Genomic DNA, 14,673 nt, shown 5'->3' with positions numbered 1-14,673 from the left:
GCCGTCATGCGCAAATACCTGACCGGCTTGTGGGCCTGTATGCGAGCCGGCGAAGATTTCGATACGGCCAAGCTTTTTAGCGCAAAAGATCTCGCAAAAGCTTGACCGTGAACAGAGTATCTACAGGTGTTGTCTGTGGTCAGCCGATCAACTAACTGCCCGCACCACAACAGTGCAACCGCACTTCCCGCTAGCACAGAATCGTGACCGATCAGTCACCGTTTTCGCCCTCCCTCGCAGAAAAACCTGCACTTCGTCGGTGCGTTTCCCCCTCAAAAGCACGGTCGGCGTGGCTTGCCAACCGATTGTCGAACAATTTACCCATTTGCTCCGCCCCGCTCTAGGATCTGGCCTAGACTGACTTTCGCGGGGTAAAACCGACCGGTCACATCGCGGAAAAAAAGTCGAAACTTTTGCGCGCGGCGGCTGGTCATCTGAACGACAGGGCCATAGCGACTGGTGCAATCCTTGCAACGGCCCGTTCACCCATTCTGCTTGCGCGTGTTGGGTAGCGTTTGCTCACCGATGCGTGGCGCGTTTGCGCCCGGCCACAGGACTTGGCCATGGACATCGCTTGTTCAAGACAAGAATCAGATCAACGAGACGGGAGATTCATATGATCAGTGCGGCATTGGAAATTCAGGGAGAGCGTGCTCAGCAGGCGGTTGGTGAATCGAGCACCATCAGTGTTCCTGGCAGCCGACAGATCAACATTCCCGGCACCAAAACGCTGACTCCGGTAGCGAGCCAGAACCCCAACAAGAAAAAAGTCTTGTTCGTCACCTCGGAAATCGCCGATCTGGTCAAGACCGGCGGTCTGGGTGACGTCTCCGCTGCCCTGCCCCGGGCCATGGCCCATCTGCACGACGTGCGCGTGTTGATCCCCGGTTACCCGCAGGTGATGCACAGCGAAAACCCGATCCACATCATCGGCGAACTGGGCGGCCACGCAGCGCTGCCGCCGTGCAAGATCGGGCGCATGGACATGCCGGACGGTCTGGTCATCTACGTGCTGATCTGCCCCGAACTCTATGAGCGCGAAGGCTCGCCCTACGGCGCCAACAACGGCCGCGACTGGCCGGATAACCACATTCGCTTCGCCCGCCTCGGTCTGGCCGCCGCCGACATCGCCGCCAACCTCGCGCAAATTCACTGGTGCCCGGATCTGGTGCACGCCCATGACTGGCCGGCCGGTCTCGCGCCTGCCTATATGCACTGGCGCGGGCAGCGTACGCCCACCCTGTTCACCATTCACAACCTCGCCTATCAAGGCGTGACCAGCCTCGGCTCCTGCCCGGAGCTGGGGATTCCAGCCCATGCCCTGCAACAGGAAGGCATGGAGTTCTACGGCAAGATGTCATTCCTCAAGGCCGGCATGGCGTATTCGAGCCATATCACCACGGTCAGCGCGACTTATGCGCAGGAAATCACCACCCCGGATTTCGGCTGTGGCCTCGACGGCTTTCTCGCCGCCAAGACTCAGCAAGGTTTGCTCAGTGGTATCCCCAACGGCATCGATGAAAGCTGGGATGCGGCCACCGATCCGCACCTGTTTGCACCGTTTGCAATTGGCGACTGGGAAGGCAAAGCGATCAACGCCGCGCACGTGCGTGAGCTGTTCGGCCTCAACGATTCCACCGGACCGTTGTTCGCTGTGGTGTCGCGACTGGTCTACCAGAAAGGTCTGGACCTGACGATAGCGGTATCCGAATACATCGTGCAGAACGGTGGCCAGATCGCAATCATCGGTCGCGGCGAACCGGAAGAAGAACAAGCCATGCGCGAACTGGCGCTGCGCTTTCCTGGGCAGATCGGTGTGCGCATCGGCTTCAATGAAACCGACGCCCGACGCATGTTCGCCGGCAGCGATTTCCTGCTGATGCCTTCGCGTTACGAGCCTTGCGGTTTGAGTCAGATGTACGCCCAGCGTTTCGGCTCGCTGCCGGTGGCGCGCAATACCGGCGGTCTGGCCGACACCATTGAAAACGGCGTCACCGGTTTCCTCTTCGATGAGTCCACCGCTGAAAGCTATCAAGAGGCGCTGAGCCGCGCGTTCAAGGTATTCGCCTTCCCCGAACTGCTCAACGCCATGCGTTGCCGCGCAATGGCTGCGCCGTTCAACTGGTGCAAAGCGGTTGAACCGTACGCCGAACTCTACGAACAACTGGTCGCCAAGGCGCTGGGTAAAGCTCACCACAAATAACCAGGGAGGTTCACCACGATGCCGTTACGGTCTACTGAAACCTGGCCCCACGGCGCGATCATGCTGGACGCCGAACACACGCAATTTGCGCTATGGGCGCCGGATGCGTTTTACGTGAGTGTCGAACTCGAAAACGGCCAGTCGCTGCCGATGCTGCCTCAGGCAGACGGCTGGTTTGTGATCAAGGCCCGCTGTCCGGCGGGCACCCGCTACCGCTACAACATCGACGGCGAACTGGAGGTGCCCGATCCGGCCTCCCGAGCCCAGGATGGCGACCTCGACCGCCACAGCGTGGTGGTCGATCCTCTGGCTTATCAATGGCGACACACGGCCTGGCACGGTCGGCCATGGAGCGAAGCGGTGATCTACGAGTTGCACGTCGGTGCGCTCGGTGGTTTCGCGGAAGTCGAACAACATCTGGCGCGCCTTGCAGGCCTGGGCATCACCGCCATCGAACTGATGCCGCTGGCGCAGTTCCCCGGCGAACGCAATTGGGGCTACGACGGTGTGTTGCCCTACGCCCCGCAAGCCTCCTACGGCACCCCGGAACAACTCAAACACCTGATCGACAGCGCCCACAGCCACGGTCTGGCGGTAATTCTCGACGTGGTCTACAACCACTTCGGCCCGGACGGCAATTACCTGCACCGTTACGCCAAAGGCTTCTTTCGCGAAGACAAGCACACGCCGTGGGGCGCGGCGATCGATTTTCGTCGCAGCGAAGTGCGCGAGTTCTTCATCGAAAACGCGCTGATGTGGCTGCTCGAATACCGTTTCGACGGCCTGCGCCTCGACGCCGTGCATGCCATTGAGGATCCGGATTTTCTCAGCGAAATGGCCCGACGCATCCGCGCGCAGATCGACCCCAGCCGGCATGTCTGGCTGACCGTGGAAAACGAACTCAACCAGTCGAGCCTGCTGGAATACGACTACGACGCGCAGTGGAACGACGACGGCCATAACGCCCTGCACGTCCTGCTCACTGGCGAAACCGATGCGTATTACGCCGACTACGCCGCACAACCCACCGAACAATTGGTGCGCTGCCTCAGTCAGGGTTTTGTTTTCCAGGGCCACATCACCCGCCATGGCGAACCACGCGGCGAACCCAGCGAACACCTGCCCTCCACGGCGTTCGTGCTGTTCCTGCAAAACCACGATCAGATCGGCAACCGTGCGTTCGGCGAGCGCCTGCATCACCTGGCCGATCCGCGTGCCGTGCAGGCAGCGACCGTGTTGTTACTGCTGTCGCCGATGATTCCGCTGATGTTCATGGGCGATGAGTTCGCCGCCGAGCAGCCGTTCCTGTTTTTCACCAGTCACCACGGTGAACTGGCCAAGTTGGTGCGTGAGGGCCGCCGCAATGAATTCGCCGCGTTCAGTGCCTTCACCGATCCGCACAAACGCGAGCAGATTCCCGACCCGAACGCCGAAAAAACCTTCCACGCCTCACAGCCCAGGCTGATCGGCAATGGCAGCGTGAAACAGCAGGAAACCCTCGCGCTGTACCAGAAGCTGCTGCAATTTCGCCATCAATACATCATCCCCCATCTGTCCGGCACGCAAGCGCTTGGCGCCCATATGCTCGGTTATGGCGCGGTCAGTGCGCGCTGGCGTCTGGGCAATGGCAGCGAGCTGCGAATTGACCTGAACCTCAGCGACACGCCAGTGGTCAACCCTCCACAGACCGAGGCCGTGTGGTTGTTTCAACAGCCATCCAGCGTCGATCTATCGGAATCGGGCGAACTGCCCGCGTATTGCGCGCTTGTCAGCCTCACGGCCGCAACCCCTTTGCAACCTCTGGATGGAGAGCGCCTATGAGCGATGCGCAACTGGAAATACTTGCAAGCCGCGCCGGCCTTGCCGTCGACTGGATCGACGCCAACGGCCGCCCGCAAAAAGTCGCCCCGGCGGTGCTGCGCAATGTTCTGATCGGACTCGGCCACCCCGCCAGCACCGCGCAGGAAATCGACGCCAGCCTGCTGGAACTGCAAGCTGCCCAACAAGACCGGCACTTGCCGCCGCTACTCACTAGCGATGTCGGCGTCGGCCTCGATCTGGGTCGGTATTTCGCCCCGCAAACCCCGTGCGAAATCCACCTTGAAGACGGCTCACGACTGAACCTGAAACTGGATTCTGAAGCGGTACTGCCGGGACTGATTCCGGTCGGCTATCAACAGGTGCACATCGGCGATCAATATTTCACCTTGGCCGTGGCCCCGGAGCGCTGCTTCAGTGTCGGCGATGCGGTGGATAATCCGATTCCTCGCGTTTGGGGTCTGAGTGCGCAACTGTATTCGCTGCGCCGCCCCGGCGATGGCGGTTTCGGTGACACCCAAGCGTTGGAAGATCTGGTGCGCGTGGCCGGTGAACGCGGCGCCGATGCGCTGGCGATCAGCCCATTGCACGCCATGTTCAGCGCCGATACCGGGCGCTACAGTCCTTATTCGCCGTCCAGTCGTCTGTTTCTCAATCCCCTGTACGCCGCCCCCGGCGCGATTCTTGGTGAGCGCGCTGTGCGCGATGCGATCGACGCAACCGGCCTGGCCGAACAGTTTCCGCAACTGGAAGACCTGACCCTGATCGACTGGCCAAGCGCCGCCGACGCCAAGCAAAAACTCTTGCAAGCGTTGTACGAAGGTTTCATCGCCGGTGACCACCCACTGCACCCAGACTTCGGCAGTTTCCGCCATGCCGGTGGTGAGGCACTGGAAAACCATTGTCGCTTCGAAGCCATTCAGGAAATGCGCGCCGCCCGTGGTGAAAACCTCGACTGGCGGCAATGGCCGGAACACTGGCACGACCCACGCGGCGCAGCGCTCGAAGCGTTTGCCGAAGAATATGCCGAACGCATCGGCTACTTCGCTTTTTGCCAATGGCTGATCCACCGTTGCCTGGAGCGCGCGCAAACCGCTGCACGCAGCGCCGGCATGGGCATTGGCCTGATCGCCGATCTGGCGGTGGGTGCCGATGGCGCCGGTAGCCAGGCCTGGAGTTTCCAGGATGAATTGCTCGCCTCGCTGACCGTGGGTGCGCCGCCGGATATTCTCAATCGCTCGGGCCAGGGCTGGGGCATTTCCGCATTCTCGCCGGAAGGCCTGATTCGCAATGGTTTCCGTGCCTTCATCGACATGCTGCGTGCCAACTTCGCCCACGCCGGTGGTTTGCGCATCGACCATGTCATGGGCCTGCAACGCTTGTGGGTGATCCCCAACGGCGCGGCGCCGGCCGATGGCGCGTACCTGTATTACCCGGTCGATGACTTGCTGCGCCTGCTGACCCTCGAATCCCATCGCCACCAGGCGATCGTCCTCGGTGAAGACCTCGGCACGGTGCCCGATGGCCTGCGTGAAAAGCTCATCGCCCGCTCCATGCTCGGCATGCGCGTGCTGCTGTTCGAGCAGGACAACACCTTTTTCAAACCGATTCTCGACTGGCCGGACAACGCCTTGGCGACCACCAGCACCCACGACCTGCCGACGCTCAACGGCTGGTGGCATGGTCGTGATATCGACTGGAACGCACGCTTGGGGTTCGTCGATGCCAACGGTGAAATCGAATGGCGGCATCACCGCCAGCGTGAGCGCGAAGGCCTGCGCAACGCGTTGAGCCAGGACCCGCAAAACTTTCGCGAGGAATCCCACGAGGCCGATCAAGTGGTCGATGCCGCGGTGCGTTTCCTTGGTCACACCCGCGCGCCGTTGGTGCTGTTGCCGCTGGAAGATGCGCTGGGCATCAATGAGCAGGCGAATCTGCCCGGCACCATCGACACCCATCCGAACTGGTCACGGCGCTTGCCCGGCACCAGTGAGGCGCTGCTCGATGGCGCGGATGCGGCGCGACGTCTGGAATTACTCGCCTGCGCAAGGCTCCAGGCTGCCGAGCGTGACCAATGAACCAAGCGCTCATCCAGCCCCTGCGCGCGACCTTGCGTCTGCAATTTCATAAAGGTTTCACCCTCGAACAAGCGGTGCCATTGGTGCCGTACTTCGCCCGGCTCGGCATCAGCCATATTTATGCCTCGCCGCTGCTCGCAGCGCGGGCCGGTTCGATGCACGGCTACGACGTGGTCGACCCGACCCAGGTCAACCCGGAACTTGGCGGCGAGCCGGCGTTACGGCGCTTGGTCAGCACATTGCGCGAACACAACATGGGCCTGATCCTCGACATCGTTTCCAACCACATGGCAGTCGGTGGCAGCGACAACCCGTGGTGGCTTGATCTGCTGGAATGGGGGCGGCTGAGTCCTTATGGCGAGTTCTTCGACATTCAATGGCATTCGCCGGACCCACTGATGGAAGGCCAGTTGCTGCTGCCGTTCCTCGGCAGCGATTACGGCGTGGCCCTGCAGGAAGGCACGCTGAAACTGCACTTCAATGCGCAGACCGGCAGTTTCCATGTCGAGCACTATGACCATCACTTCCCGGTGTGCCCGAATGATTACCCTGAGCTGCTGAAATCCTCGGATGCGCTGAAGCCGTTGGCCGATCGCTTCGGCGCCCTCAGCTATCAGACCGATGCCCATTCACTGGCGATTCCGCTTAAAGAAGAATTGCGCCAACTGGCGAGTGATCCGCAGATCCTCGAAGCGATCCAGAACAACCTGCAGCACTACGACTCGACCACCGAAGAAGGCTTCCACAAACTGCATGAGTTGCTCGAACGTCAGAGCTATCGCCTGGCGAGTTGGCGCACGGCGGCGGATGACATCAACTGGCGGCGCTTCTTCGACATCAATGAGCTCGGCGGCCTGCGCGTTGAGCGCCCGGCAGTGTTCGAAGCCACCCACGGCAAGATCTTCCAGTTGATTGCCGAAGGGCTGGTCGATGGTTTGCGCATCGACCACATCGACGGTCTCGCCGACCCACGCGGTTACTGCCGCAAACTGCGCCGCCGGGTTGATCTGCTGGCACCTGGCAGACATTTGCCGATCTATGTCGAGAAGATCCTCGGCGCCGGCGAAACCCTGCACCGCGACTGGGCGGTGGATGGCACCACCGGTTATGAATTCATGAATCAGCTGTCGCTGCTGCAACACGACCCGGATGGCGAACACATGCTCGGCGACCTCTGGCAACGGCGTAGCGAACGCCCGGCCGCGTTCATCGAGGAAGCGCAACTGGCGCGTCAGCAGATCCTCAACGGCTCGCTCGCCAGCGATTGCGAAAGCGTCGCCCAGGCCCTGCTGCAAGTCGCCCGCGATGACCTGATGACCCGCGACCTGACCCTCGGGGCGATCCGCCGAGTGCTGCAAGCGTTGATCGTGCACTTCCCGGTGTATCGCACGTACATCAGCGCCATGGGCCGCTCCGCGCAGGATGAAAAATTCTTCCAGCAGGCCATGGACGGTGCGCGACAGAGCCTCGGCGAAGGCGACTGGCCGGTGCTCGACTGCGTTGCCGCCTGGCTTGGCGGTACGCCGTGGCGGCGTAAACCGCGCGGGCGTTCGCGCAAGATTCTCAAGCATGCCTGCGTACGCTTTCAGCAACTGACCTCCCCGGCAGCGGCCAAAGCCGTGGAAGACACCGCGCTGTATCGCTCCGCTGTGCTGCTGTCGCGCAATGACGTCGGCTACAACACCGAACAGTTCAGCGCTCCGCTCAGCGACTTTCATGCGGTCAATCAACAACGGCTGAAGGAATTCCCCGACAACTTGCTGGCCACCGCGACCCACGATCACAAACGTGGTGAAGACACCCGCGCACGTCTGGCCGTACTCAGTGAGCGCAGCCATTGGTACGCCGAGCAGATCGAGCTGTGGCGCGCCCTCGCCCGCCCGGTGCGGGTGGATGATCAGATGCCATCGAGCGGCGATGAGCTGATTCTCTATCAAGCGTTGCTGGGCAGTTGGCCGCTGCAACTGCGTGACGACGACCAGGCGGGTTTCGCCGATTACGCCAAGCGCATCTGGCAATGGCAGCAGAAAGCCCTGCGTGAAGCCAAGCTGCAAAGCAGTTGGAGCGCACCGAGCGAAAGCTACGAAAACGCCGCGCAAGCGTTCACCGAAAAACTCCTCACCGGTGAGGAAGGCGAACTGCTGCGCGCCGCGCTGAGCAAGACCGTCAACAGCATCGCCGCTGCCGGCGCGCTCAATGGTTTGGCGCAAACCTTGCTGCGCATGACCGTGCCGGGGGTGCCGGACCTGTATCAGGGCAATGAGTTCTGGGACTTCAGCCTGGTCGATCCGGACAACCGCCGGCCGGTGGATTACGCCGCTCGCGAACACGCTTTGCACGAGCCATTGCCAGCTGTGGAGTTGCTGGCGAATTGGCGTGACGGGCGCATCAAGCAAGCCTTGATCGCCCAAGTGCTAAAGCTGCGCGTCGAACATGCCGAGCTGTTCCGCCGGGGCAGCTACCAGGCTCTGGAAGTGCTCGGCAGTCAGGCGCACAACGTGCTCGCGTTTGCCCGTGAGCACGCGGGGAAGCAGGCCATCGTGATCGTGCCGGTCCGTTGCGCGACCCTGCTGGAAAACGGTGCTGTACCTCAGGTCGATGCGCTGCGCTGGGGCGATACGCGGGTGGTTTTACCGTTCGCCGCCTCTGCGACAAACCTGAAGGGACTTTTTTCAAGCAGCGCAGTCACAAAAAACAGGGAGCTGAATATCAGCGACGCGCTGGGGGATGTCCCGGTCAATCTCTTTATCCAACACTTAACGTAAGCATGAGTTCAGTTCAGGAGCATTGCGATGAGTACCGACGATAAACGCATCCGCGAATTCGCCTATCAAATCTGGGAATCGGAAGGTAAGCCCGAGGGGCATGAAGAACGCCACTGGGAAATGGCGCGCAAGCTCGCCGAAGCGGAAGCGCTGGCACCGAAGAAACCGCCGAAAGCCGCCGGCAGCAAACCGGCTGGCAAGACAGCCGAGGCCAAGGCCCCGGCCGCCAAGCCGAAACCACCGGCCAAAGCCAAGCCGGCCAGCGCCGCTAAAGTGGTTCCCCCAGGCGAAAAGCCTGCCGAGAAAAAGCCTCGGGCGCCGAAGAAGCCTTCGGCGATCTGACGCTCTAACCGGATTATTGAACTGAATGAACGTGTGGCGGGTTCGCTCGCCACCGAGGGCTCACTCGCCCTGAAGAAACACACCAATCCCCTGTAGGAGTGAGCCTGCTCGCGATAGCTATCTGACATTCAACATTGATGTCGCCTGATAGACCGCTATCGCGAGCAGGCTCACTCCTACAGGGGGATGTGTAAGCCCAGAAATTACCCGTTTTGCAGGAGCAATCATGACCCGTCCAAAGAATGCCGAGCCCACCGCGCACGCCGAGCCGTCGAGAATCCGTGAAGGCCTGCCCTTCCCGCTCGGTGCGACCTGGGATGGTCTGGGGGTGAACTTTGCTCTGTTTTCCGCCAACGCCACCAAGGTCGAACTGTGCATCTTCGACGATGCCGGCGAAGTCGAACTCGAACGCATCGAACTGCCGGAATACACCGATGAGATCTACCACGGCTACCTGCCCGATGCGCACCCGGGGCTGATCTACGGCTACCGCGTCTACGGTCCGTACGACCCGGCCAACGGTCACCGCTTCAACCACAACAAATTGCTCATCGACCCGTACGCCAAGCAGTTGGTCGGCCAACTCAAATGGTCGGAAGCGCTGTTCGGCTACACCATCGGCCACCCCGACGCCGACCTCAGTTTCGATGAACGCGACAGCGCACCATTTGTGCCCAAGTGCAAAGTCATCGACCCGGCGCACACCTGGGGCAATGACCATCGCGTCAGCGTGCCCTGGGACAAGACCATCATTTATGAAACCCACGTGCGCGGCATCAGCATGCGTCACCCGTCGGTACCGGAGAACGTACGCGGCACCTTTGCCGGGCTGATGGTCGACGACGTGCTCGAACACATTCGCAAGCTCGGCGTGTCTACCGTCGAATTGCTGCCGATTCATGCCTTCGTCAATGACCAGCATCTGCTGCACAAAGGCATGACCAATTACTGGGGTTACAACAGCATCGCGTTCTTCGCCCCGGACCCGCGCTACCTGGCCAGCGGCAAGATTGCCGAATTCAAGGAGATGGTCGCGCACCTGCATGAAGCCAACCTCGAAGTGATCCTCGACGTGGTCTACAACCACACCGCAGAAGGCAACGAGCAAGGCCCGACCCTGTCGATGCGCGGCATCGACAACGCCTCGTATTACCGCTTGATGCCCGACGACAAGCGCTACTACATCAATGATTCCGGCACCGGCAACACCCTCGACCTGAGCCACCCGTGCGTGCTGCAAATGGTCACCGACTCGCTGCGTTACTGGGCCAGCGAGATGCACGTCGACGGTTTCCGCTTCGACCTGGCGACGATTCTCGGCCGCTACCACGACGGTTTCGACGAGCGTCACAGTTTCCTTGTCGCCTGCCGCCAGGACCCGGTGCTGCGCCAGGTGAAGATGATCGCAGAACCGTGGGACTGCGGCCCCGGCGGCTATCAGGTGGGCAACTTCCCGCCGGGCTGGGTCGAATGGAACGACAAGTTCCGCGACACCGTGCGCGCGTTCTGGAAAGGCGACGACGGCCAGGTCGCCGACTTTGCCAGCCGCATGACCGCTTCCGGCGAGATGTTCAACCAGCGCGGGCGGCGGCCGTACTCCTCGGTGAATTTCATCACCGCCCACGACGGTTTCACCCTCAACGATCTGGTCTCGTACAACGACAAGCACAACGAAGCCAACGACGAAAACAACCAGGACGGCAGCAACAACAACCTGTCGTGGAACCATGGCGTCGAAGGCCCGACCGACGATCCTGAAATCAATGCCCTGCGCCATCGGCAGATGCGCAATTTCTTCGCCACCCTGCTGCTCGCCCAAGGCACGCCGATGATCGTCGCCGGTGATGAGTTCGCCCGCACTCAGGACGGCAACAACAACGCCTATTGCCAGGACAGCGAGATCGGTTGGGTCAACTGGGACCTGAGCGAGGACGGCAAGGCATTGCTGAAATTCGTCAAGCGCCTGATCAAGCTGCGCCTGGCCTATCCGATCCTGCGTCGCGGCCGCTTCCTGGTTGGCGAATACAACGAGGACATTGGCGTCAAGGACATCACCTGGCTGGCGCCGGATGCCACTGAGATGACCACCGAGCATTGGCACGATGCGCACAACCGCTGCCTCGGCATGTTGCTCGACGGCCGCGCGCAGGAAACCGGGATTCGCCGCAAAGGTGCGGATGCGACCTTGCTGCTGGTGGTCAACGCCCATCATGACATCGTCAATTTCACCTTGCCGGAGGTACCGGAAGGCAGTTTCTGGACCTGCATGATCGACACCAATCAGCCGTCGATCCGTGGTCAGGAACGCTTCGATTTCGGCCACGAATACTCGGTCACCGGGCGCTCGCTGCTGCTGTTCGAACTGCAACGTGACGAAGAAGACTGATATGGATCTGCACCGTTATCTGAGCCGACGACCAACGGATTATCCGCACACCGCAGCCCTCGGCGGGTGCCTGCGGGCGCTGGTCGAGGCCGGGCTGGATCGTCTGCCGTTACCGGGCAGCGGCCGCACGCTGGAGCGCTTTCAGCAGTTGGCGGAAGTCGGCGGGCATGACCTGGGTCTGTGCAAACTGTTTGAAGGCCACACCGACGCGCTGGCGATCATTGAACAACTCGGCGGCTCACCTACGCCGGGCAGCACTTGGGGCATGTGGGCAGCGGAGCCACCGCAAGCACGAGTTAAAGTCAGCCCGGTCGGGCACATGGTCGCGCTGCATGGACGCAAGGCATGGTGCTCCGGCGCCGCCGTGCTCAGCCACGCCTTGCTCACCGCCTGGGATGGCGACGATCAGCAGCAACTGGTCGCCGTCGCCCTCGACCAACCGGGCGTCACCGTCACCGAGCAAGGCTGGCAAGCGGTGGGCATGGCGGCTACTGGCAGCGTCGAGGTGCTGTTCGACGGTGCCGAAGCGCAGGCCATTGGTAATCCCGGCGACTATCTGCAACGCCCGGGTTTCTGGCAGGGCGGGATCGGTATTGCCGCGTGCTGGTACGGCGCCGCGCGGCAAATTGCCGAAGTATTGCGCACCCAGTGTGGGCAACGTCCGGAACCGCACGCGTTGGCGCATCTCGGCGCGGTCGATAGCGCCTTGCAGGCCGCGGCGGATGTGCTGCGCTTCAGCGCCTTGCACATCGATGCCCATCCCGAGGACAACGCCGAATTGCTCGCCCGTCGTGCCCGCGCGGTGGTCGAGCAGTCGGCCGAACAGGTGATGCGTGAAGTCGGGCGCGCCCTCGGTGCCGGGCCGTTTTGCAAGGATCGCCACTTTGCCCGGCTCAGCGCTGATCTGCCGGTGTTCCTGCGCCAGAGTCATGCCGAACGGGATCTGGCCGCGCTCGGGCAAATGGTGGCCGGACACTCCGCAGAGGCATGGGCGCTATGAAAACCAATCCGATTGTCGGCCAGGGCACCAGCCTGCACCAATGGCAGGCTTCGCGGCATCTGGCGGAAATGGATAGCATCGACATCCTCAGTCTGGTGCCTCCGGGCACCCGGGCGGTGATTGTCGCGCCGCACCCGGACGACGAAGTGCTCGGTTGTGGTGGTTTGCTGCAATTGCTCGCTGAGGCCGGTCGGCCTTTGCAACTGATGTCGGTCACCGACGGCAGCGCCAGTCATCCCGGTTCAAGTCGCTGGCCGGTGGAACGTCTGAGCGTGGTGCGCCCACAGGAATCCGCCGAAGCGCTGCGCCGACTCGGTCTGCCGATGCATCGCGTGAAGTGGCTGCGCGGTGGCTTCACTGACACTCAGGTGGCGGCTCAGGAAGCGGAGCTGGTCGATTTCATCGAACGTCATCTGCGCCCCGACGACGTGCTCTTTACCACGTGGAGCGAGGACGGACATTGCGACCACGAGGCCGTTGGCCGCGCCAGTGCCGAGGCTGCCCGTCGCGTCGGTGCGACTTGCCATGAACTGCCGGTGTGGACCTGGCACTGGGCAACTCCGGAAGACGCCTTCGTACCGTGGCAACGCGCACGCAAGATTCTCCTGACGCCGGCGCAAGTCGCGCGCAAACGCCACGCGGTGCACGCTTTCGCCAGTCAACTGGAAGGCGATCCTGACGCCGGACTCGGTCCGGTACTCGCACCGTATGTGCTCGATCGCCTCTTACAGCCCTTCGAAGTGGTGTTTCTATGAGTGTCGAAGATCGCTATTTCGACGGTTTGTTCGCCGGCAACGACGACCCGTGGGCGTTCCGCGAGCGCTGGTATGAGCAGCGCAAACGCGCGATCACCCTCGCCGCCCTGCCGCGTCCGCACTACCGGGCAATCTTCGAACCCGGTTGCGCCAACGGCGAGTTGAGCGCCGAACTGGCCGCGCGTTGCGATCGGTTGTTGTGCTGTGACACGGCCAGTGCGGCAGTGACTCTGGCGCGCACGCGGTTGAGCCTGTTCGACCACGCCGAAGTGCGGCAAAACCGTCTTCCCGGCGACTGGCCGGAGGAAAAATTCGACCTGATCGTATTTAGCGAGATCGGCTACTACCTGGATAGTCAGGATCTGACAGAAGTGATCCGTCGAGCCAGTGATTGCCTGACTGCCGACGGCCAGTTCCTCGCCTGTCACTGGCGTCCGCCCATTGACGGCTGCCCGCTGAATGCGCGGCAGGTTCACGACCTGATTCACGAAAAACTGCATCTGCCCCGTCTGGTCTTGCATCAGGAAGCGGACTTCATCCTTGAGGTGTGGAGCCGCGAACCGCGCTCGGTGGCGGCACTGGAGGGCTTGCGATGATCGGCATTCTGATCCCGGCGCACAATGAGGAAGACTTGCTCGACGACTGCCTGAGCGCGGCCATGCGCGCCAGCCGCCACGGTTTGCTGGCCGGTGAAAAGGTTGAAGTGTTGGTGGTGCTCGACAGCTGCACCGACCGCTCGGCGCAGATTGTCAGTCGCTATCCGGTGCTGAGCCTGCACATCGACGCACGCAATGTTGGCCAGGCCCGGGCGGCCGGCGCGCAGCTATTGCTGGAGCGCGGCGCGCGCTGGATCTCTTGCTCGGACGCCGACAGCCGCGTGGCCGACGACTGGCTGGTGGCGCAACTGGGGTTGGGCGCGGACGCGGTATGCGGTACCGTCACGGTCGAACGCTGGCACGAGTCGTTCGATGAAGCGGCGCAAATCCGCTATCACCGGGATTACCGGGCCTGCGATGGTCACCGGCACATTCACGGTGCCAATCTGGGCATCAGCGCCGACGCCTATCGTTGGGCCGGAGGCTTTAAACCGTTGGCCTGCGACGAAGATGTGCAATTGGTGCGGGAGCTGGAACGGGACGGCGCGAACATCGCCTGGAGCCATCGCCCGCAAGTGCTGACCAGCGCGCGCTTCGACAGCCGTGCGCGCGGTGGTTTCGGTGACTATCTGCGACACCTGGCACAGATGGAGCAAAAAAAAGCGGATCAGATTGATCTGTGACGCGACGAACTTCGCTTCATGAGCAATACTCTGCTGCGCGGCAATCC

10 protein-coding genes and 1 pseudogene are annotated in these 14,673 nt (G+C 61.9%); all 11 read left to right on the top strand.

Going from position 1 to position 14,673, the window contains the following annotated elements; translation table 11 throughout:
- Window positions 1–105: pseudogene (locus AC0ZWN_RS24475) on the top strand (IS110 family transposase); the annotation flags it as partial.
- Window positions 106–616: 511 nt separating this feature from the next.
- Entirely contained in the window at window positions 617–2,203 is a 1,587-nt protein-coding gene (gene glgA / locus AC0ZWN_RS24470; protein WP_095050737.1) for a glycogen synthase GlgA, read from the top strand.
- An 18-nt stretch (window positions 2,204–2,221) separates the two neighbouring features.
- Complete coding sequence (gene treZ, locus AC0ZWN_RS24465) at window positions 2,222–4,024, top strand: malto-oligosyltrehalose trehalohydrolase (RefSeq protein WP_460090805.1); 1,803 nt, start codon at window positions 2,222–2,224, stop codon at window positions 4,022–4,024.
- The gene (gene malQ / locus AC0ZWN_RS24460; RefSeq protein ID WP_476336918.1) at window positions 4,021–6,099 is read left to right on the top strand and encodes a 4-alpha-glucanotransferase; all 2,079 of its coding nucleotides are present in this window, start codon (window positions 4,021–4,023) and stop codon (window positions 6,097–6,099) included. The genes treZ and malQ overlap by 4 nt, the downstream gene beginning before the upstream one ends.
- On the top strand, window positions 6,096–8,864 hold the full coding sequence (locus AC0ZWN_RS24455) for a malto-oligosyltrehalose synthase (RefSeq protein ID WP_476336916.1): 2,769 nt from the start codon (window positions 6,096–6,098) through the stop codon (window positions 8,862–8,864). The genes malQ and AC0ZWN_RS24455 overlap by 4 nt, the downstream gene beginning before the upstream one ends.
- A gap of 27 nt (window positions 8,865–8,891) precedes the next feature.
- Window positions 8,892–9,206 carry a DUF2934 domain-containing protein gene (locus AC0ZWN_RS24450; RefSeq protein ID WP_093432930.1) on the top strand — a complete coding sequence of 105 codons (315 nt, stop codon included), beginning with the start codon at window positions 8,892–8,894 and terminating at the stop codon, window positions 9,204–9,206.
- Window positions 9,207–9,432: 226 nt separating this feature from the next.
- Window positions 9,433–11,592 (top strand): glycogen debranching protein GlgX, encoded by a 2,160-nt coding sequence (glgX, locus tag AC0ZWN_RS24445; RefSeq protein ID WP_095126261.1) that lies wholly within the window; start codon window positions 9,433–9,435, stop codon window positions 11,590–11,592.
- 1 nt (window position 11,593) lies between these two features.
- A complete protein-coding gene (locus tag AC0ZWN_RS24440; RefSeq protein WP_476336914.1) occupies window positions 11,594–12,592 on the top strand; it encodes an acyl-CoA dehydrogenase in 999 nt (332 codons plus the stop codon).
- Entirely contained in the window at window positions 12,589–13,347 is a 759-nt protein-coding gene (locus tag AC0ZWN_RS24435) for a PIG-L deacetylase family protein (protein WP_476336913.1), read from the top strand. The genes AC0ZWN_RS24440 and AC0ZWN_RS24435 overlap by 4 nt, the downstream gene beginning before the upstream one ends.
- The gene (locus tag AC0ZWN_RS24430) at window positions 13,344–13,943 is read left to right on the top strand and encodes an SAM-dependent methyltransferase (protein ID WP_476336911.1); all 600 of its coding nucleotides are present in this window, start codon (window positions 13,344–13,346) and stop codon (window positions 13,941–13,943) included. Before AC0ZWN_RS24435 ends, AC0ZWN_RS24430 begins: the two co-directional genes overlap by 4 nt.
- The gene (locus AC0ZWN_RS24425; RefSeq protein WP_476336910.1) at window positions 13,940–14,626 is read left to right on the top strand and encodes a glycosyltransferase family 2 protein; all 687 of its coding nucleotides are present in this window, start codon (window positions 13,940–13,942) and stop codon (window positions 14,624–14,626) included. Before AC0ZWN_RS24430 ends, AC0ZWN_RS24425 begins: the two co-directional genes overlap by 4 nt.
- Window positions 14,627–14,673 lie beyond the last annotated feature (47 nt).

The organism is Pseudomonas sp. 3B-A001-10F (genome assembly GCF_056313565.1).
This window is presented reverse-complemented; position numbering and strand designations above follow the sequence as displayed.

Coding starts and splice junctions, on each gene's coding strand:
- glgA (WP_095050737.1), top strand. CDS start 617: ATGATCAGTGCGGCATTGGAAATTCAGGGAGAGCGTGCTCAGCAGGCG.
- treZ (WP_460090805.1), top strand. CDS start 2,222: ATGCCGTTACGGTCTACTGAAACCTGGCCCCACGGCGCGATCATGCTG.
- malQ (WP_476336918.1), top strand. CDS start 4,021: ATGAGCGATGCGCAACTGGAAATACTTGCAAGCCGCGCCGGCCTTGCC.
- AC0ZWN_RS24455 (WP_476336916.1), top strand. CDS start 6,096: ATGAACCAAGCGCTCATCCAGCCCCTGCGCGCGACCTTGCGTCTGCAA.
- AC0ZWN_RS24450 (WP_093432930.1), top strand. CDS start 8,892: ATGAGTACCGACGATAAACGCATCCGCGAATTCGCCTATCAAATCTGG.
- glgX (WP_095126261.1), top strand. CDS start 9,433: ATGACCCGTCCAAAGAATGCCGAGCCCACCGCGCACGCCGAGCCGTCG.
- AC0ZWN_RS24440 (WP_476336914.1), top strand. CDS start 11,594: ATGGATCTGCACCGTTATCTGAGCCGACGACCAACGGATTATCCGCAC.
- AC0ZWN_RS24435 (WP_476336913.1), top strand. CDS start 12,589: ATGAAAACCAATCCGATTGTCGGCCAGGGCACCAGCCTGCACCAATGG.
- AC0ZWN_RS24430 (WP_476336911.1), top strand. CDS start 13,344: ATGAGTGTCGAAGATCGCTATTTCGACGGTTTGTTCGCCGGCAACGAC.
- AC0ZWN_RS24425 (WP_476336910.1), top strand. CDS start 13,940: ATGATCGGCATTCTGATCCCGGCGCACAATGAGGAAGACTTGCTCGAC.